The sequence below is a fragment of the Halostella litorea genome (genome assembly GCF_004785955.1).
GTDB classification, from domain to species: Archaea; Halobacteriota; Halobacteria; order Halobacteriales; family Natronoarchaeaceae; genus Halostella; species Halostella litorea.
Genome location: NZ_SJER01000001.1, coordinates 441,415 through 459,367, shown reverse-complemented (window position 1 = coordinate 459,367; position 17,953 = coordinate 441,415). Strand labels below are relative to the sequence as shown.

Genomic DNA, 17,953 nt, shown 5'->3' with positions numbered 1-17,953 from the left:
ACTACGAAGGGCGAATTTTAAGTGAGGCGTACCCATCACCGCGAGTATGCATCGAACAGCGGGACTCGTCGCCGCGCTTCTCGTCACGAGCATGCTCGGCGCCGCGGCCCCGGCGGCGGCGGGTACGGAGGGTGGAACGGAGACGGCCGACCTGGTGACGCTCGAACTGACCGTCGTCGACGACGACGGGAACCCGGTCGGGAGGGCCGACGTGAACGTGACGTACGACGGGGGGTACAACGAGACGCGGACCTACTCGAACGGGGAGGCGCTCGTCGACGTCCCCCGCGGCGTCACGCCGGAGGTACACGTGTCACACGGTGATTACGTGCGAAACTTCCCGGCCCGGATCGGCGAGGTGACCGACTCCGCGACCGAGAACGTGACCGTCTACCCCCGGTCGACCGCCGTCGTCGAGGTGAGCGACGGGAGCGGCGCGGTCGAGAACGCGCGGGTCGTCCTGAAGAAGGAGGGTGACCTCCGGACCGTCGAGCGCGGCCGGACGAACGCAGACGGCGTCTTCGAGAGCGACGACGTCGAAGCCGGCACGTACACCGCGACGGTGGTCAAGGAAGGGTACCTGGAGTCGACCAGCGAGTTCTACGTGGAGGGCACCGTGACCGAGTCCGTTAGCATCGAGGGCGCGCGGGCGAACGTCGACGTCACCGTCCTCGACGCCTACTTCGAGAACGCCACGCCCGTCGGCGGCGCGTCCGTCTCGATAGCCAACGACGGCGAGACGGTCGCCACCGTGACGACGAGCGACCGGAACGGCGAGGCGGCGACCCGCCTCGGCGTGAACACGGAGTACGACGTGACCGTCGAACACCCTGACTACGACACCGTCGAGGGCGAACTCGACGTGGGCGAACAGGAGTCGCTGGCGGTGACGTACAACGTCACCCGGACGCCGACGCTGTCGGTCAACGCGTCCGAGACGAGCGTCGCGGTCGGCGGGACGGTCCGGGTCGTCGTCACCGACGAGTACGGCGAGGTCGTCGGCGACGCCGCCGTCTACCGCGACGACACGGAGGTCGGCACGACCGACGCCAACGGCGTCCTGAGCGTCCCGATAACGGAGGCCGGCGAGTTCGAGGTCACGGCCGAGAGCGGGGGCGTCAGCTCCGAGGCCGTCACGGTCGAGGGCGTCGACGAGGGCGGCGAAGAGACGACCACGACGACCACGACGGCCGACACGACCACTGACACGCCCACGACCACCGAGGGCGACGGGAGCTCGGACGGCGGCGGGCTGCCCGGCTTCACGGCCGGCGCGGCGATAGTCGCGCTCGGCAGCGCGCTGGTCGCGCTTCGCCGGCGGCGGTAGCTGGCGGCGCTACGCGTCGTCCAGCGGGACGACGAGGACCGGCCGCTCGCAGCTGTCGACCACTTTCTCCGTGACGCTGCCCATGTTGACGATGCGGTCCCGGCCGGACCGGCCGTGGGTCCCGATGGTTATCAGGTCGATCTCCTGTTCGTCGGCGTAGTCGAGCAGTTCGCGGTGGGGGATCCCTTCCCGGACCGCCGTCACCACGTCCAGCCCGGAGCCGTCGAGCCGGTCGACGACGGTATCGACGGCCGCCTCGCCGTCCGCCTCCAGCCCGGCCAGCACCTCGTCCTGTTCGTCCTTGCCGGCCGCGAGGTACACCCGGCGGTCGACGACGTGGACGACGTGCAGGGTCGCGCCGTGGTTCGCCGCTATCTCCCGGGCGTGGGAGAGCGCCGTCACCGTCCCCTCGCTCCCGTCGGTCGGCATCAGCAGGTCGTCGTACATGGTCGACCGTTCGCAACCCACGCACTTCAATCGGGGCGCCGCGTCGGGGTCGACGCGTCGTCCCGCCGGACCTGCCGGCGAAACGAGGGATTAATATGGGGCGATCGCGGTGGTAAGCACAGCTTTCGATGGTTCCGGACCTCCCCGCCGCGGTACTCGACCTCGTCGCCGCGACCGTCGCGCTCTGCCTCGCCGTCGGCGTCGGCACGGTCGCCCACGAGGGCTGCCACGCCGCGGTGCTGTCGCTCGGCGGCGTCCCCTACGACGTGGAGTGGCTCCCGGCGCGGGACGGCGCGACGCTCCTCCGGGCCGGCGCGCTCGGCACGTGGGCCGCGGTGACGCCGCGCCGGCTCCCGGACGACACCTCGCCGTGGCTCCTGCGGGTCGCCGCGCTCTCGCCGCTGGCGCTCGCGGCGCCGGTCGCGCTGGTCGCCGCGGGCGCGCTGCCGGACCCGACCGCCGCCGGGGAGCCGGCCCTCGTCGCCGCGACGCTCGGCTGGTTCGCCTGCGCGCTCCCGAGCCCGCGGGACTTCTCGCTGGTGTGGTACGCCGAGCGGGCGATCGCGGCCGCGTAAGCCGACCATACCGCCTTTTCGGGCGATCCGACGAGCCGCCGGCGGGTCGCCGTTTAACTTGGTCGCCGTGGTAGGGCGGGCGACGACGATGCGACTCACGAGCCTTCTCAGCGCACGAACGGCGGAGGACCGACGCGAGACCGAGGAGACGACCGACTCCGACGGGGGGGTCCGCGGACGACTCGTCGAGGAAGCGAGGTCCGGACGCCTCGCCGTCGCCACCGGACTGCTCTGGATCGTCCGCGGCCTCCGCTCCGCGGAGGGGCGCGGCCGGCGGGTCGCGTTCGGGGTAATCGCCCTCGCCGTCGGCCTGTTCCAGCGGCGGTCGCGGAGTGAGGGGGGGACGCTCCCGGCCGGCGACCTCACGGAGACGGTCCGGGACGTGGCTCCCGGGACGGAAGGGGACGACGGGGCGTCGGGGATGACCGACGTCGAACTGGACGGGCCGGACGAGCACCCCGAGGACATGCAGTCGGACATGGCGGCGAGCGACGAGATGACGGAGGACGACGAACTGACCGAGGAGGACGACGACCCCGAAGCGGACGCCGACGAGGTGACGACCGAGGAGACGCCCGCGGGCGACGAACACGAGACGGACGTGGGGACCGCGGGCGAGGGCGAGACAGGCATCGACCTCGGGTCCGACTCGGACGCGGAAGACGAACCGGAGGGCGAGGACGACGAGGGCATGGCCGTCGAGACGGACGGCGACGAGGGGAGCATGGCGGACGGGACGGACGGCGACGAGGACGACGACACGCCGCCGGAGGTCGCGGAGTCCTTCGAGGACAACGAGGACGACGAAGACGACGGGGCGTAGCGCGTGTGCGGGTGGGGCGACCCGCCTGCTGGGCGCGTGTGAGTGCGACGCAGTGACGAGGCGGGGTTGTTTGGTAACCCTTTCGTTGCGCGCCCGCCCAGCGGACGTAATGACCTACAAGATCGGCCTCGTCGGCAAGCCCTCGGTCGGGAAGTCGACGTTTTTCAACGCGGCGACGATGAACGACGTACCGGAGGGGGCGTACCCCTTCACGACCATCGACCCCAGCGTCGGCGAGGCGTACGTCCGCGTGGACTGCGCCGCGCCGGAGTTCGGCGAGACCTGCACCCCGGAGACGGGCTACTGCGAGGACGGCACCCGGTTCGTCCCGGTGAAACTCGTCGACGTGGCGGGGCTCATCCCCGGCGCACACCAGGGCGAGGGCCTCGGAAACCAGTTCCTCACGGACCTCAACGAGGCGGACGTGCTCGTCCACGTCGTCGACTTCTCAGGCGAGACCGACCTGGAGGGCGAACCCACCGAGGGCCACGACCCCCGGGCGGACATCGACTTCCTGGAGAACGAACTCGACATGTGGTACCTCGACGTGCTGGAGAAAGGCATCGAGCGCCACCGTTCGGGCTACGACGGCGAGGAGTCGAAGGTCGAAGTCGACCTCGCCGAACAGATGAGCGCGTTCCGCACCAACAAAGACGAGATCAAGCAGGTCGTCCTCTCGCTGGACCTGCCGCTCGACCCGGACGGGTGGGACGCCGACGACCGCGAGGCGCTGGCCCGCGAGATCCGCAAGCGGACGAAGCCGATGGTGATCGCGGCGAACAAGATGGACACGCCCGCGGCGCAGGCGAACTACGAGGACATCACGAACGACCCCGAGTACGAGCACCTCACCGTCGTCCCGGCCAGCGCCCACGCTGAGAAGGCGCTGAAGGCCGCCGACGAGGGCGGCGCTGTCGACTACCGCGCCGGCGACGGCGACTTCGAGGTCACGGGCGACGTCGACGCGGAACAGGAAACGGGCCTCGACGCCATCGGCGAGTTCCTCGATTCGTTCGGCGGCACGGGCGTCCAGCGGACGCTGGAGACCGCGCTGTTCGACGAACTGGGCGCGGTCGCCGTCTTCCCCGGTTCGGCCAACGGCATCGTCACCGACGACGGGAAGGTGCTGCGCGACTGCTTCGTCCTCCCGGCGGGCGCGACGGCGGAGGACTTCGCCTACCACCTGCACTCCGACATCGGCGACGGCTTCCTCCACGCCGTCGACTGCCGGACGGAGCGACAGATCGCCGCGGACGCGACGCTCTCGAACCGCGACGTCGTAGAAATCGTGTCGACGAACTGAGTTACTCGGCGGGGTTGTTGCCGCGCTCGAACAGGTACACCATCTCCCACAGCGCATCGTCGAGCTCGTTGTCCTGGGCCGCCTCCTCCAGTTTGTTGTACAGGCTGTCGGACACCGTGATTTCGGGCATCACCGTAGGATCGCACTTCCGTCCTCAAAAGCGTACTGTGATTCGTAATCGAGTTAATTTTCGCCGTCCGGCGGTTCCGGGAGCCGCGGGTCAGCGCGCGTCGTGACCCAGCGCGAACGTCGCCGCGGCGTCGGGGTCGGCGGCGACGAGTTCGGCGGTGCGCTCGGGCGGCGTGAACGCGCCGGGGCCGCCGTACGGCATCGCGTACAGCGCCGCGACGCCGGCGTCCCCGTCGACCTCGGCCCGGGCGAGCGCGCCCCCGCCGAGCAGCGACCGCGGCAGGCCGTAGCAGACCGCGGCCTCGTCTCCCCGTCCGACCGCCGGGGCCGCCGCGAGCGCGTCCCGGCCGCCGACCCGCACCGCCGCCAGCGACTCCGGGGCCGCACAGTCGACCCAGAGGTCGAAACGGGTCAGAGGATCGAACCCGGACTCCGCCTCGGCGTCGCGGAGCGCCGCCCGGACGCCGTCGTGGGCCGTCGCGAGGAGCGCGTCGGGCGGGAGCGCCGGCGCGTCGCGGGGGACGGGAACGCGGACGACCGTCTCCCTCCCGGCCGACAGCCGGCGGTCGACCGCCCGCCGGCCGAGACAGCACGGCGTCTCCGCCCCCGCTTCGGCCAGCGCCGCCGCGCGGCGCTCCGTGACGAACGCGTCGGGCGCGAAGGGGTGCACCGAGACGCTCCGGAGCGTCGCGTCGCCGCGGGACGCGACCCGGAGGTCGAGCCGCCGGCCGAGGAACCGTTCGCGGTCGAGCCCCCGGAAGACGGTGACGTGCGGGCCGTCCCCCGGGCCGCGCCCGTCCGGGTAGTCACCGTCGACGTAGCCCGCCGCGTCGCCGACGAACGCCCAGTCGCCCCCCGCCGTCCGGAGCGAGACGCGGTGCTCGTGGAAGCCCACGCCCTCCCCGTGGACCCAGAGGTCGAACTTCGCGTCGGCGTCGTAGCCCGCCCGCGTCGGGTGGGTCGCCGCCCAGGCGTACGCGTAGCGGTCCCGGGCGACCGTGAAGGTACAGACCGCGTCCCGGCCGGCGAACGCGGCGGGGTCGCCGCGGTTCGGGAGGAACGGGTCAAAGCCCACCTTCGTCGGGACGTACCGGTTCCGGGAGTACCAGCCGACGCCGTCGACCCCCGCGTCCGCCGCCGTCCGGAGGTCCCCCCGCATCGCCACCCTGCTCGGCGTGTGGTGCGGGTTGATCGTGTGGGCCTGGGCCATGAAGAACACCGGCGCGTCGACGGCCGCCCGCGCGTTGGTGACGAGGCTCCGGACGGCGGCGTCGGCCGGGGCCGCCCCGGCGTCCTTCTCGTACCAGCCCCGGTAGAAGTCCGTGAACGCGAAATCGGGCGGGGCGTCGCGCTCCCGGCACCCGGCCACCAGTTCCGGGAACACGCCCGGCCGCTTCGAGCCGACGACGTAGGGGAAGTGGGGGAAGATACCCACGTCGATCCCGGACGAGACGGCCTTTACCGCGCTCCGCTGGGCCGCGAACACCGCCGGGCCGTGCGACCGCAGGTTCTCGACGGACGCGTCGGTCCACTTCCCGTCCTCGCTCCACCGGCCCGAGACGGGGGCCTCCTGCCAGAGGACGACCCGCCCGTCGCCGAACCGGTCGTGGTACAGCGCCACGACGTCGCGCAGCCCGTCGAGGTGGCGCTCCCGGGCGGCCCCGTCCTCGGCCACCGACGCGGCCGGGACCTGCAGGATGCCGACGTCCAGCCACAGGTCGACCCCGAACTCGGCCGCGGCGTCGAAGTGCGGGCGGAGGCCGTCGAGCAGGTCCGGCGCGGTCAGGTCCGCAACGACGAGCACCGCGGCGAGGTCGTTGCGGGCCGCGAACGCCAGGGCGTTGTCGCGGACGCCGGCGTCGGCGAGCATCGCGCCGCTCAGCCAGAGGAAGTCGTCGCGCCCGTCCGCGTCGGTCCGCGGCTCTCCCGCGTTTCCCCGCTCGGCCGCCGCCGACCGCCGGCTCCGCGGTTCCGCCAGACGGCCCCCGCCGATCGCGCCGGCGAGCGTCCCCCCGGACGCCCGCAGCCACCCGCGGCGCGAGAGTCGACCCCCGTCACCGCCCGCCACGGCCGACCTCCGCGGGGGCCGCCTCCCGGTAGAACCGCTCGACGGCCTCGGTGTACGCCGCCGCCCGGTGGAGGTTGCAGGTGTGGCCGGCGTCGTCGAGCACCTCGACGCGGGCGTCGGTGGTGGCCGCCGCGTGGGCGGCCTCGCCCCGCCGCGAGAGCGCGTCGCCCTCGCCGTTCAACACGAGCGCCGGGCCGGGGTAGCGGCCGAACTCGGCGCGGAAGTCGCGGCCCGCCAGGTCACGGCCCGCCTCGCCGAACGGCCGCAGGTAGAAGCCGGCGTCGGCGATGGCCCGCCGGTGGTCGTCCCGGAGGTCGAACCGCTTCAGCGCGCGCTTCCAGAGCGCGCCGTAGGCCCGGCGGACCAGCCCGCTCCGGCTGGCGAGCCGCGTGACCGCCCCGGCGACCCGCGTGAGGACGCCGAGCAGCCCAGTCGGGTTTGCGCTGCTGCCGGAGATGACCAGCGCCTCGACTTTCTCCGGGCTGCGCGCGGCGTACGACGTGGCGAGGTAGCCGCCCAGCGAGAGGCCGACGACGACGGCCCGACCGCCGGCGGCCTCGTCGATGACGCGGTCGAGGAGGTCAAGCGCCCGCTCGAAGCGGAACGGCTCGTCCGCGCGCTCGCCGTGGCCCGGCAGGTCGAACGCCACGGCGCGAATTCCGTCCATCGCCGCCGCCTGTGGGAGCCACTGGCTCCGCGTCAGCGTCGCGCCGTGGACGAACACCACGGGCGTCCCGTCCGAGTCGCCCCGGACCGTGACGCCGCGGACGTCCGTCGGGTCTGCGTCGTTCATCGGGGCGGTCTACCACGACCCCCGGTTTAGTCGTGGGGGTCGCGCGGCCGTTCCCCGCGGAGCAGCCCCTCGATCCGGGCAACCGCGCCGGGGACGGCCTCGGCCCGCGCGGTCGCGTAGCCGTAGTAGGCGACGGCCCAGGAGACGCTGCCGACGTCGTCCTGTACCTCCCCGTACCGGACGAGACACTGGTCGCCGCCGCGGAGTTCGAACGCCGCCGCCGAGAGCACGCGCCGCGTGAGGTGGTCGCCGGCGCGCGCCCGCTCGACCGCCTCGACGGCGTCGAGTTTCGCCGTCCGGACCGCGGCGCCCCCCTCGGGGGTGTCGTACGCTCCGTCGTCGACCGCCTCGCGGACGCGCTCGAACGCGCGCAGTTCGCGGTCGGCCCGGCAGCCGTCGAGGGCGGCGCTGGCCGGGCGCTCGGCGGGGTCCCCGAGCGACTCGACCGCGTACCGCGCCCCGCTGTACGCCTCCGAGACGAGGTCTTCGGCGGGGGTGTCGGCGATGTCGCGGCCGAACTCGCCGTCCGGGTCCTCGGCGTACCCGTCCGGGATGTCGTCGAAGCGGGACCGGGCGTCCGCGGCGAGCGCGCGGGCGACGTCGGCGAAGCGGCCGTCCCACGCCCGTGGGGCCGTCTGGGCCGCCGCGAAGCGGTCGCGGACGTGCGCCCCGTCGGCGGCGAACGACCGCGCCCACTCGACGCGCTGGGCCGCCTCGCCGACCGCGAGCGCGCCGCTCTCGTTCGTCTCGGTCGCGCGGTCGAGCATCTCCCCGGCCCGGCGGGCGTAGTGCTCGACGGTGGCGTCCGTGAGCAGGGTCGCCACCGGGTCGTCGCCCTCGTGGGCCAGTCGCCCCCGGAGGTCGTCGAGGGTGGAGCGGACCGCTTCGCGGCCCGCCAGCGCGTCCTCGCGGGTGCGTCCGTCCCGGGCGGCCGCGTACGTCGCCTCGGCGTTCGCCGCGCGGCAACGCGCCGTCCGGAGGGTCCCGAGCGCCGCCGTCGGCGTCGCCGCGTCCGCGGCGCTGTCGAGGGCCGACCGCGCGCCCTCCCGCTCCCCGGCGACGTGGTCCCGGACCACCTCGTTGGGCACGTCGTCGGCGGTGAGCGGGTCGGGGACCGCGTCGAGCAGCGTCTCCGCGTGGTCACGCGCCGACGCGCGGTACTCGGCGGCCGGCGGGACCGGTAGCGCCTCCGGGAGGTCCGGCGACGGGAGCGCCGCCACCGCCCGGAGCGCGTCGGCGTCGAACGACGGGGCCTCGGCCTCGCGGCTCCAGAGGTCGGCACACCCGGCGAGCGCGGCCGTCGTGGCGGTCCCCGCGGTCGCGAGGAACCGGCGGCGGGTGCTCGTCATCGCTCCTCACCCCCCGCGGCGGGGCAGTTCCCGCCGTACCCGAGCGAGTAGCCCTCCGGGGCGTCCTCGAAGGCAAAGGGCAGGCGGACGAACGTCGCCTGTACGTCGGACGCGTCCTTCTCGCAGGCGATCCCGGCGTCCCTGAGGACCTCGCAGAACTCCACGGAGAAGCGGTTCCCCGAGCGCGACGCCGACATGACCTCGCGGTGATAACACTCGCCGACCCGGCTCTGCTCGACGAACACCGACGCGTCGTCGAACCGCGTGTCCTCGACGAACGCGCGGGCGTCGTCGGCCCGCTCGTGGTCGGCGACGAACCGAATCCGGTCCTCGCTGGCGGACCGGAGCAGCGCGGAGACGGATCTGCGGCCGTCGGTGTCCTCGTCGCGGTTGTCGGCGACGATGGGTCCGTCCGAGCGCAGTGCGACCGTCTCGTAGTCGCCGACCGCCCCGCCGGACGGCTGGGTGGTCGGCTGGGCGGAGCGGTCGATGTCGTTACAGCCGGCGGTGGCCGCGAGTAGCCCGGCACAGCACTGGAGGGCGCGGCGGCGGGTGATGCAGGGCATACGGGTGGAAATAACCGGATAACGGACAAGTATTTTCCGTCGGGTCGCCGTTCCGCGACCCCCGTCGGCTCCCCCGGAGCGCGGCCGTCCCGGCGGGACCGACGGGCGTGCGAGCAGCGCCGCGGTCAGTCCTCGCCGGCGTCGACCGCGCCCCCCGCGACGCGCTCGCTGGCCCGCTCGACGAACTCCGCCGGGAGGTCGCCGAGCTCGCCGGCCTGCACCCGCCAGAGGTTGGCGTAGAGGCCGTCCGCGTCGATGAGTTCGTCGTGGGTGCCCCGCTCGACTATCTCGCCGTCCTCGACGACGAGGATCGTGTCGGCGTCCCGCACCGTCGAGAGCCGGTGGGCGATGACGAACGTCGTCCGGTCGGCCGCGAGGTCGTCGATGGAGCGCTGGATCAGCAGTTCCGTCTCCGTGTCGACCGCGGACGTGGCCTCGTCGAAGATCAGGATCGACGGGCGCTGGAGGATGGTGCGCGCGATGGCGACGCGCTGGCGCTGGCCGCCCGACAGCTTCACGCCGCGCTCGCCGATGTCGGTGTCGTACCCCTCCGACATGTTGGTGATGAACTCGTGGGCCTCCGCGCGCTTCGCGGCCTCGACGACGGCCTCGTCGCTCGCCTCGAACTCGCCGTAGCGGATGTTCTCGCGCACCGTACCGTCGAACAGGAAGTTCTCCTGTCCGACGTAGCCCATCGCGTCCCGGAGGCTCTCGACGGTCACGTCGCGGACGTCGTGGCCGTCGACCCGCACCGCGCCCTCGTCGACGTCGTACAGCCGGAGCAGGAGCTTCACGACCGTCGTCTTGCCCGCGCCGGTCGGCCCGACCAGCCCCACCGTCTCGCCGGGTTCGACCGCGAAGTCGACGTCCCGCAGGACGGGCGACTCGTCGTAGCCGAAGGTCACGTCGTCGTACTCGACGCGGCCGTCCACGTCGTCGAGTTCGACGGCGTCGGGGGATTCATCGACGCCGGTCGGCAGGTCCATCAGCCCGAGGATGCGCTTGGTCGAGGCGCGGGCGTCCTCGTAGCGGTCCACGATGTTGCCCATCTGGGCGAGGGGCTCGACGAGTCGCTGGGTGAGCAACAGGAAGATGACGAGGTCGCCGGCACTCAGCCCGCCGGTAAAGGGCCCCGGCGGCCCCCGCAGGAGCCAGACGCCGCCGACGACGAACGTCGCGACGAATGCGACGGCCGTCAGCGCCTGCAGCCCGGGGCGATATATGAAGTTCAGCCGCAGGGCGAGCCAGTCCAGCCGGAAGTAGCGGTAGGAGTGCTCGCGGACGCGCTCGTCCTCGTAGTCCTCCGTGTTGCTCGCCTTGATCACCTCGATGCCGTTCAGGTTGTTCTCCAAGCGGCTGTTCAGGTCGCCGACGGAGCTCCGGACGTCGGCGTAGCGGTCCTCGGCCAGCCGCATGAACCAGTAGGTGAACAGCCCGGCGACCGGGATGACAAACAGCGTCACGACCGCGAGCTGGCGGTTGATCCAGACGAGCACGACGGCCGTCCCGAGCAGGAGCACGCCCAGTTGAATGGCCTGGCTCATCATGTCGTCCAGGAACTGCTCCAGCCGGTTCGTGTCGTTCGAGAGGATCGACATGAGTTCGCCCGTCTGCACCTCGTTGAAGAAGCTCATGTCGAGGCGCTGCATCCGCTGGTAGGTCGCCGTCCGCACCTCGTGTTTCACGCGGTGGGAGAAGAGGTTGAGCGTCGACTGCCGGACGAAGTTGAGCAGCGCCGCCCCGACCATCGCCACGGTCATCGCGGCGACGGAGAACTCGAACTGCGCCCACGCCGTGTCGGGCAGCCACCCCGCCGGGACGAGCGGCAGTTCGAACGGCTCGTCGTCCCGGAACACCGCGTCCAGCGCGGTGCCGAGGACGACCGGCGGGACCAGCGAGAGAAAGCGCGCCAGCACGCTCGCCAGCAGGCCGACGGCGAACCAACGGCGGCTCCCGCGGCCGTAGCGCCGGAACAGCTGCCAGATCGGGTTGTCCACCCGCTCCCGGTACTCCTCTATCGCGTCGGCGTCTATCGTCCGGTCCGTGCTCACGGTGCCGGCGAAGCGGTTTCCGGCCCACCGGGAAAAACTGTCGGTATCCAGCAGGGTCCGCCGGGACGCGCCGCCGCAGCGACGTCCGGGCGGGTCAACGCGTGTCGCCGACCATACTGTCGGCTGTAACTTCAGAAGGGATCCGGCACTTCGGGGTGCCGAGATCGTTCACGGGCTTACAGCCGACAGTATCACTCCACGCCCGCGCCCGTCGGCGCGTCGGGCAGTTCGACCGGCTCGCTGTCGATGCCAAGTTCCTCCAGCGCCGCCTCCAGGTGCTCGGCCTCGGCGAAGTCCGACCCGTCCTCGACGCGGATCCGCTGGGCCGTCGCCAGCACCTCGCCGCGGCGGTCGTCGGGCACGTCGTACTTGTCGGTCGCCAGTTCGATGACCAGCCCGTTGTGGTCGCGCGTGTACAGCGAGTGGAAGATGCCGCGGTCGAACTCGTTGTAGCCGTGGCCGGCCTCGTCCAGCGCCTGCTTCACGTCGGCGAAGCGCTCGGGGTCGATGCTGAAGGAGAGGTGGTGGACCGACCCCGCCCGGTGGCGGTGGGGCTGGGGGTTCGACTGCCGGTCGTCCGTGACGAAGAAGGTGATGATGCGGCCGTCGCCGGTGTCGAAAAACAGGTGCGTCGAGTCCGGGTCGTCGAGGTTCGGCTGCCGGAGCACCAGCGGCATGCCCAGCAGGTCGCGGTAGAACTCGACGGTGTCCTCCTCGTTGCTGCCGATAAGCGTCATGTGGTCGGTGCCGGTGACGTGGATCGGGCTGTCCGGCTTCGCTGCGGTGACCGGGATCTCCTCGGAATCGTCGCTCATACCCCTCGTAGGGCCACGGGACACATATACTGTCGGTCGCGGCGCGCCGTCGCCGGCACCGCCGCGCGTGGCCCCGATACGGGGAGGGGAACGTGATGTGGGGATCGTTAACACGACTCTCCAAGACCTTAAACGTGGCCGCCGCCTATAACCGGTAGTGAGTGAAGAATCAGGGCGTCGGAACCTCCGAATGCCAGACGACGACGAACTGTTCGCCGTGGTGACCGAACACAACGGCGGCAACCACGTACGGGTCCGCTGTGAGGACGGCAAGAGCCGCATGGGCCGGATCCCCGGTCGCATGAAGTACCGGACCTGGATCGAAGAGGACGACGTCGTGCTCGTCGAACCGTGGGACTGGCAGGACGAGAAGGCAAACATCGAGTGGCGCTACACGGGTCAGGACGCCGACCAGCTTCGGCGCGAAGGCCACATCGATTAAAGAACCCGTTTTTCCGCCCGCTACGGCCGACAGCCGCGGGTGTAGCGGCCGCGCGGCCGGGGCGTCACCGCCCCGCGTGCCGCCCGGTCAGGAGTTGACGTTCGTCACCGCGAAGTGGAACGTCCCGGTCGTCCCGTCGCCGTACACGAGCGTGGCGCTGAGGTAGCTCGAGGACGGTTTCTCGGCGGCGGGTTCGACGGTCAGTCCGACGTTGCCGCCGTCGTACAGCCCGAAATCGGCCGTCCCGGTGGTCCCCGGGTCGAAGGTCGCCGGCTCGTCCAGCGCACGGGGCGCGCCGTCGACCGGGAAGCCGTCGGCGCTGTCGGCGGTCCCGACCGCGTCGCCCTCCAGGACGACCTCCGCCCCGGAGCGCTCGATCCGTTCGACCTGGACGTCAGTATCCAGCGCGAACTCCTCGACGGTCACCGACTCCTCGCCGACGTTCTCCAGCGTGAACGTGAGGCTCTTTGACTCGCTGGTCCCCGTGGACGACCGCCGCAGGCCGTCGCCGCCGTCGCCACCGCCGGAGCCTGGGTCGGAGCCGGCGTCGGGGTTCGTCTCGAGGATCGCCCCGGACGCGCCGACGGCGATGTCGTTGTCGGCCCCGCGGACGACCGACTTGAGGCCCTGCCCCGTCGGCGTCTCCTCGCGCGCCCACGAGCCGTCGCCGCGCTCGAAGACGGCACCGGAATTGCCGACCGCGTAGCCCGCGCCATCCCCGACCTCGACGTCGCGGAGGCCCGGTTCGCCGACCGACGTCCGGAACCACTTGGGGGTCCCCTCGGCGTCGGGCCGGTAGCGGTAGACGACGCCGCTGCCGGCGGCGACCCACACGTCCTCCTTGCCGTCCGAGTCGATGCCGTACAGCGACACGTCGGCGTCGGCGATGCCCGTGCGGTTCCACGTCGTGCCGTCCTCGGTGTAGAACACCTTCGCGTTCCCGTTGATAAGGTGGCCCGCGCGCTCGCCGTGGAAGTCGATGGCCCGGATGCCGGCCCCCTGGCCGACCGCCACGTAGTTCCACGTTCCGCTCGCGCCGTTCTCGAAGCTGTAGTAGACGCTGCCGGAGTCGCCGGCGACGTACACGTTCGCGTCGTCGGCCGGCCCGGTGACCGCCACGTCGCGGAAGTTGTTCGTCACGTCGTTGGGGGCCGACCGGTCGACCAGCGTCCCCGTCTCCACGTCGTACTCGCCGATCCCGCCGCTCGACCCGACGAACCAGAGCCGCTTCCCGTCGTCGGTCACGTCCGCGCCGTAGAGGCTCCGGCCGTTGCTGGCGGGGCCGTCCCCGATGACCTTCGTCCACCCGCGGTCGGTCCGCTCGACCACGACGCCGCTGCTGCCGACCGCGAACTCGTTTCGCGCGGTCGTCTCGACGTCGTGCAGTGTGACGTCGACCGGGCTCTTCACCGACTGCCACGGCGACGACTCCGCCGACGCCGTGCCGACGCCGAACGCGGTCGCCGCGACGGTTGCGCCGCTCAGCTTCAGTACCTGTCGTCGAGTCGTATGGTTCATGTTGCGCGCTACGCTTCACGCTGACTCCCCTTATACTATTTTATAGAAGTACTAATTTTAGTAGTACAATGTTTTGAACCCACACCGTGCGCCCGGACGCCGCCGAGCGCGGTCGACGGCGGTCGGACGCGGGGACGCGTGCTCGACGAATCGGACGGCGGCGCGGCGATTCCCCACGGTTTCACGGCTTTTTTGAACGGGCGTTCGCAAACGGGTGGCATGAGTTCACGTTCAACCCGCCGACTGCTGCTCGATACGGACACCGCCGGCGACGACACGCAGGCGATCCTCCTCGCGGCGCTCTCGGACCGCGTCGAACTGGAGGGCGTGACGATCTGCGCCGGGAACGTCCCGTTCGAGTACGAGGTCGAGAACGCGAAGTACACGCTCGACCTGGCCGGCGTCGCCGACGACGTGCCGGTCTACGAGGGCGCGGAGTCGCCGCTGCTGAAGGAGCACGAGTACGCCGAGTACGTCCACGGCGAGGGCGGCCTCGGCGGCGACCTCTTCCCGGACACCGGCATCGAGTCCGCGGAGGAACACGCCGTCGACGCCATCGTCCGCACCGCCAGGGAGCACCCGGGCGAGGTGACGCTGGCCTGCATCGCGCCGCTGACGAACGTCGCGCTCGCGCTCCAGCGCGAACCCGACCTCCCGGAACTGCTCGACGAGGTGTGGGTCATGGGCGGCGCGGTCAACGACCTCGGCAACATCACGCCCGCCGCGGAGTACAACTTCTGGGTCGACCCCGACGCCGCCCGGATGGTGCTGGAGGCGTTCGACGTGACGCTGGTCGACTGGGGGATCGCGCTCCGGGACTCGCTGTTCGACGCCGACACCTTCGAGGAGATAGCGGCGATAGACACCGAACTGTCGGACTTTTTCGTCACCATCACCAGCGCCGTCCGGGAGTTCAACGCCCAGGCGGACCGAGACTCGCTCGAAGCCGACGTGACGACCCAGCCCGACTCGATCACGCTGGCGTCGCTCATCGAACCCGACCTCGTCGAGGCGGCCGAGCGCTACTACGTCGAGGTCGACGACCGCGAGGGGATGACCCGCGGGTATAGCATGGTCGACGAACTCGGCGTCACCGACGGCGAACCGCGCACCCGCGTCGTCGAATCCGTCGACGGCGACCGGTTCGAGCGGATGATGCTCGACATGTTCCGCCACGGCGACCCGCACTACTCCGACCGCGCCGGGGAGTCGTGACGCCGTTCCCGGCCGGGGTTTAGCCGGGCGACGGCGTCCGGCCCCGGGTCACGCCCCAGGCATTAGTGTGCGGACGATGGACGGTACCCCGGATGAGTGGACCCCGGCCCCGCCGGCGCGAGACGCCCGAACTGGTCGCGGCCGAGCGCGAGGGTGCCCTCGATCTGCGGGTCGACGTCGGGGTGCTGGTCGCTCACGGTCCCGGGACCGACCCCGAGGGGCTCCGCGCCTTCGCCGCGCGGGCGGCCGAGGACGCGGTCGACGAACTGGCGTCGGCGACCGACGTCTCCTGGCGGTTCTACCTCGGCGACGCCGCGCAACTCGCCGACCACGACCGGCGCAGGCCCTCGGAGTTCCTCGACCGCGCGGCCGACCGGATGGTTCAGGGGCCGTACGACACGGTCGTCGTCGTGACCGACGTCCCCCTCGTGTCGAGCAGGGAGCGCTTCGTCCCGGGGCTCGCGTCCCCGCTCGCGCGCGTCGCCGTGGTGTCGACCCGCCAGCTCCGCACCGGTTCGCGGGACCGCCCCGAGCGCCCGCTCGACGACGAGGCCGTCCGATGGAACGCGGCGACGTTGCTGGTCCACCTCGTCGGCCACGTGCTCGGCGCTCGACACCGCGATGCGGACGGCGGCGTCATGGAGCCGTTCCGGTTCGACCCCGACCGGCGGGCCGTCCCGCCCGTCGACGCCGACGTCGAGACACGCCTGCACCGGATCGCCGGGGAGATACCCGCGGCCGAAGCCCGTCCCCGGGGGCCGGCGTCCCGGCTCGCGTTCCACGGGCGAAGCGCCGTCCGGAACGCCGGTCGAGTCGCGCGTGCGCTCGTCGAGAGCCGGGCTCCCCTGTTGCCGCTCTCCCTCCCGAAACTGTCGACCGCGGCGGTGACGCCGACGCTGGTCATCGTGTTCAGCGCCGAGTCCTGGGACGTCGGCTTCCACATGGGCAACGCGACCGCCGCGCTGTTCGCGGCCGCGAGCGTCCTCGTCGCCGCCCTCTACCTCCTCTTCGCGCAGAACCTCACCTTCCCCCGGAAGCGCCACCGGGTGGTCACCGAACACACCGCGCTCGTCAACGTCACCGTCTTTCTCGTCCTCCTGTTGGCGATGCTCGGCCTGTTCGCGCTCGTGTGGGCGATCATCCTCGTCATCGAACTGGTCGTCTTCCCGCCGAACCTGATGTCCGACTGGCCGAGCCTCGAGGACCCTACGGTGGGGGTCGTCGACCTCGTCCGGACGGGCGCGTTCATCAGTACCATCGGCGTCCTCTCGGGCGCGCTGGCGGGCGGGCTGGAGAGCAAGACCATCGTCAGCCACCTCACGCTGTTTCTCGACCGGCCGTAGCCGGTGCGGCCCGGGGGTGCGTTGCGACGGGCGACGGCTCCCCGGTTCGCCCCTAGAGTGAGAACACGGTCGATTCGAGGGAGTGTTTCGAGACGGTGAGGATGCGAAGCATGTACGAACTGAGGAGGACGTACGGCGAGAGCGCGATGACGAACGCGAGGCTGACGTAGAGGAGCCGCGATTCGATCCCCGGAAGCGTCGCCCCCGGGAAGAGTCCGGCATCCATCGCGAGCAGGACGTACGACGTGAAGACGATGACCGGGAGCGAGAGGACGAGGAGGGAACTCGACAGGTTCCGGAGCTCCCGCTTGAAGTACAGCGTCGTGAAGTACTCCCGACCGGACGCGAGGATCGTGAGTACCTGGAGCAGCGTCTCGAGTGACTCCCGGTCCGATTCGGTGAACTCGGCCCCGTGAGCGGCTTTCAGGCGGCGGGTCACGTTGATGTGACGGGCGTAGGGGTAATCGAGCGTGCTCAAAAGGAGGCTGGAAACGCGGGGGTCGGTTCTCCGAATGCGGTCCTCGATCAGCGACAGCCGTGCGTTGATCTCGTCGACGAAGGCGAGCAGGTCCGCCCTCACTTGCTCGTCGTCGGTGGAGCCATCGGCTGCCCGGAGCGTATCCGCTTCGGAGTGGATCGCCGCGATAACGTATTCGAGGAACGGCTGTAGCCCGGCCGGGCTGATGCCGTCCTCCACGAGTTCCTCCAGTTCGACCTGTAGTTCGATGGAGTCCTCGATGCGTGCCAGTTTGACCTGGAGAGGAGCGAACTCCTGAGCCAGGGCCGCGGTATTGATCGAGAGCACGACCGAGACGAAGAGGATGATCCCCCCGAGTAACGTGTTGAACAGCGTCTGAACCGCCCGTGTCTCGGTGACGAGTCGTTCCATCTCGAACTCCCAGACGGTCCCGACGGCCAGCAACGCCGACAGGATGACGACCTCCGTAACGAGTGCGAGCACCCGTCGATCCCCGGTCAGGAGAACCCACCGAACCAGCCGGGAGGCCGGGTCGTCGGGGTCGCCTCCGGGAGGGACCGTGTCCGTCTCCGTCTCCGCCTCCTCGCTGTCGGCGACCCGGTCCCCGCTTGAGAACATCGACCCGATGTTCGGCTATACGGGTGCGGTAATCATTATTTGGTCGCAAATGGGAGTAGTATCCGGGTAACGTGGGAGTAACGGAGGCAGTTC

At 71.2% G+C, this 17,953-nt stretch carries 16 protein-coding genes and 1 pseudogene; 7 read left to right on the top strand and 10 right to left on the bottom strand.

The features are described 5' to 3' along the window. Positions 1 to 46: 46 nt before the first annotated feature. Positions 47 to 1,327 (top strand): carboxypeptidase-like regulatory domain-containing protein, encoded by a 1,281-nt coding sequence (locus EYW40_RS07745; RefSeq protein ID WP_135821047.1) that lies wholly within the window; start codon positions 47 to 49, stop codon positions 1,325 to 1,327. Between the two features lie 9 nt (positions 1,328 to 1,336). Here the strand turns inward: EYW40_RS07745 and EYW40_RS07740 are convergent, their stop codons facing one another. Further along, entirely contained in the window at positions 1,337 to 1,774 is a 438-nt protein-coding gene (locus tag EYW40_RS07740) for a universal stress protein (RefSeq protein WP_135821046.1), read from the bottom strand. Positions 1,775 to 1,902: 128 nt separating this feature from the next. Between EYW40_RS07740 and EYW40_RS07735 the strand changes: the two genes are divergently transcribed. From EYW40_RS07735 to EYW40_RS07725, 3 genes are all read left to right on the top strand, one after another. Beyond that, positions 1,903 to 2,349, top strand: coding sequence for a hypothetical protein (locus tag EYW40_RS07735; protein ID WP_135821045.1), 447 nt, complete (start codon positions 1,903 to 1,905; stop codon positions 2,347 to 2,349). Positions 2,350 to 2,437: 88 nt separating this feature from the next. Continuing rightward, positions 2,438 to 3,172, top strand: a complete 735-nt coding sequence (locus EYW40_RS07730) for a hypothetical protein (RefSeq protein ID WP_135821044.1) — start codon at positions 2,438 to 2,440, stop codon at positions 3,170 to 3,172. Positions 3,173 to 3,281: 109 nt separating this feature from the next. Next, complete coding sequence (locus EYW40_RS07725) at positions 3,282 to 4,475, top strand: redox-regulated ATPase YchF (RefSeq protein ID WP_135821043.1); 1,194 nt, start codon at positions 3,282 to 3,284, stop codon at positions 4,473 to 4,475. 1 nt (position 4,476) lies between these two features. Here the strand turns inward: EYW40_RS07725 and EYW40_RS07720 are convergent, their stop codons facing one another. The 7 genes from EYW40_RS07720 to EYW40_RS07690 all read right to left on the bottom strand — a co-directional run bounded on the left by EYW40_RS07720 (position 4,477) and on the right by EYW40_RS07690 (position 12,246). Next, positions 4,477 to 4,605, bottom strand: a complete 129-nt coding sequence (locus EYW40_RS07720) for a phosphohydrolase (RefSeq protein WP_135821042.1) — start codon at positions 4,603 to 4,605, stop codon at positions 4,477 to 4,479. 90 nt (positions 4,606 to 4,695) lie between these two features. Then, positions 4,696 to 6,672 (bottom strand): hypothetical protein, encoded by a 1,977-nt coding sequence (locus EYW40_RS07715; RefSeq protein WP_135821041.1) that lies wholly within the window; start codon positions 6,670 to 6,672, stop codon positions 4,696 to 4,698. After that, positions 6,659 to 7,465: an alpha/beta fold hydrolase gene (locus EYW40_RS07710; protein ID WP_135821040.1), complete on the bottom strand. Its 807-nt coding sequence runs from the start codon at positions 7,463 to 7,465 to the stop codon at positions 6,659 to 6,661. The genes EYW40_RS07715 and EYW40_RS07710 overlap by 14 nt, the downstream gene beginning before the upstream one ends. 26 nt (positions 7,466 to 7,491) lie before the next feature. Beyond that, complete coding sequence (locus EYW40_RS07705) at positions 7,492 to 8,814, bottom strand: twin-arginine translocation signal domain-containing protein (protein WP_135821039.1); 1,323 nt, start codon at positions 8,812 to 8,814, stop codon at positions 7,492 to 7,494. Next, on the bottom strand, positions 8,811 to 9,380 hold the full coding sequence (locus EYW40_RS07700; RefSeq protein ID WP_135821038.1) for a hypothetical protein: 570 nt from the start codon (positions 9,378 to 9,380) through the stop codon (positions 8,811 to 8,813). Before EYW40_RS07700 ends, EYW40_RS07705 begins: the two co-directional genes overlap by 4 nt. Positions 9,381 to 9,505: 125 nt before the next feature. Continuing rightward, on the bottom strand, positions 9,506 to 11,431 hold the full coding sequence (locus EYW40_RS07695; protein ID WP_202614478.1) for an ABC transporter ATP-binding protein: 1,926 nt from the start codon (positions 11,429 to 11,431) through the stop codon (positions 9,506 to 9,508). Between the two features lie 191 nt (positions 11,432 to 11,622). Next, a complete protein-coding gene (locus tag EYW40_RS07690; RefSeq protein ID WP_135821037.1) occupies positions 11,623 to 12,246 on the bottom strand; it encodes a VOC family protein in 624 nt (207 codons plus the stop codon). A 157-nt stretch (positions 12,247 to 12,403) separates the two neighbouring features. Here EYW40_RS07690 and EYW40_RS07685 point away from each other — a divergent pair, with 157 nt between their 5' ends. Continuing rightward, positions 12,404 to 12,688: a translation initiation factor eIF-1A gene (locus tag EYW40_RS07685; RefSeq protein WP_121822402.1), complete on the top strand. Its 285-nt coding sequence runs from the start codon at positions 12,404 to 12,406 to the stop codon at positions 12,686 to 12,688. Between the two features lie 558 nt (positions 12,689 to 13,246). On the opposite strand, the pseudogene EYW40_RS07680 reads toward EYW40_RS07685, so the two are convergent. Continuing rightward, positions 13,247 to 14,206 (bottom strand): annotated as a pseudogene (locus EYW40_RS07680) (twin-arginine translocation signal domain-containing protein); the annotation flags it as partial. A gap of 219 nt (positions 14,207 to 14,425) precedes the next feature. Here EYW40_RS07680 and EYW40_RS07675 point away from each other — a divergent pair. Together EYW40_RS07675 and EYW40_RS07670 are read left to right on the top strand one after the other, a co-directional pair. Further along, positions 14,426 to 15,421, top strand: coding sequence for a nucleoside hydrolase (locus EYW40_RS07675; protein ID WP_135821035.1), 996 nt, complete (start codon positions 14,426 to 14,428; stop codon positions 15,419 to 15,421). A 92-nt stretch (positions 15,422 to 15,513) separates the two neighbouring features. Next, positions 15,514 to 16,764 (top strand): zinc metalloprotease, encoded by a 1,251-nt coding sequence (locus EYW40_RS07670; RefSeq protein ID WP_135821034.1) that lies wholly within the window; start codon positions 15,514 to 15,516, stop codon positions 16,762 to 16,764. A gap of 52 nt (positions 16,765 to 16,816) precedes the next feature. Here EYW40_RS07670 and EYW40_RS07665 read toward each other — a convergent pair whose 3' ends face one another. After that, entirely contained in the window at positions 16,817 to 17,860 is a 1,044-nt protein-coding gene (locus EYW40_RS07665; protein WP_202614477.1) for a DUF7972 family membrane protein, read from the bottom strand. Between the last annotated feature and the right edge of the window lie 93 nt (positions 17,861 to 17,953).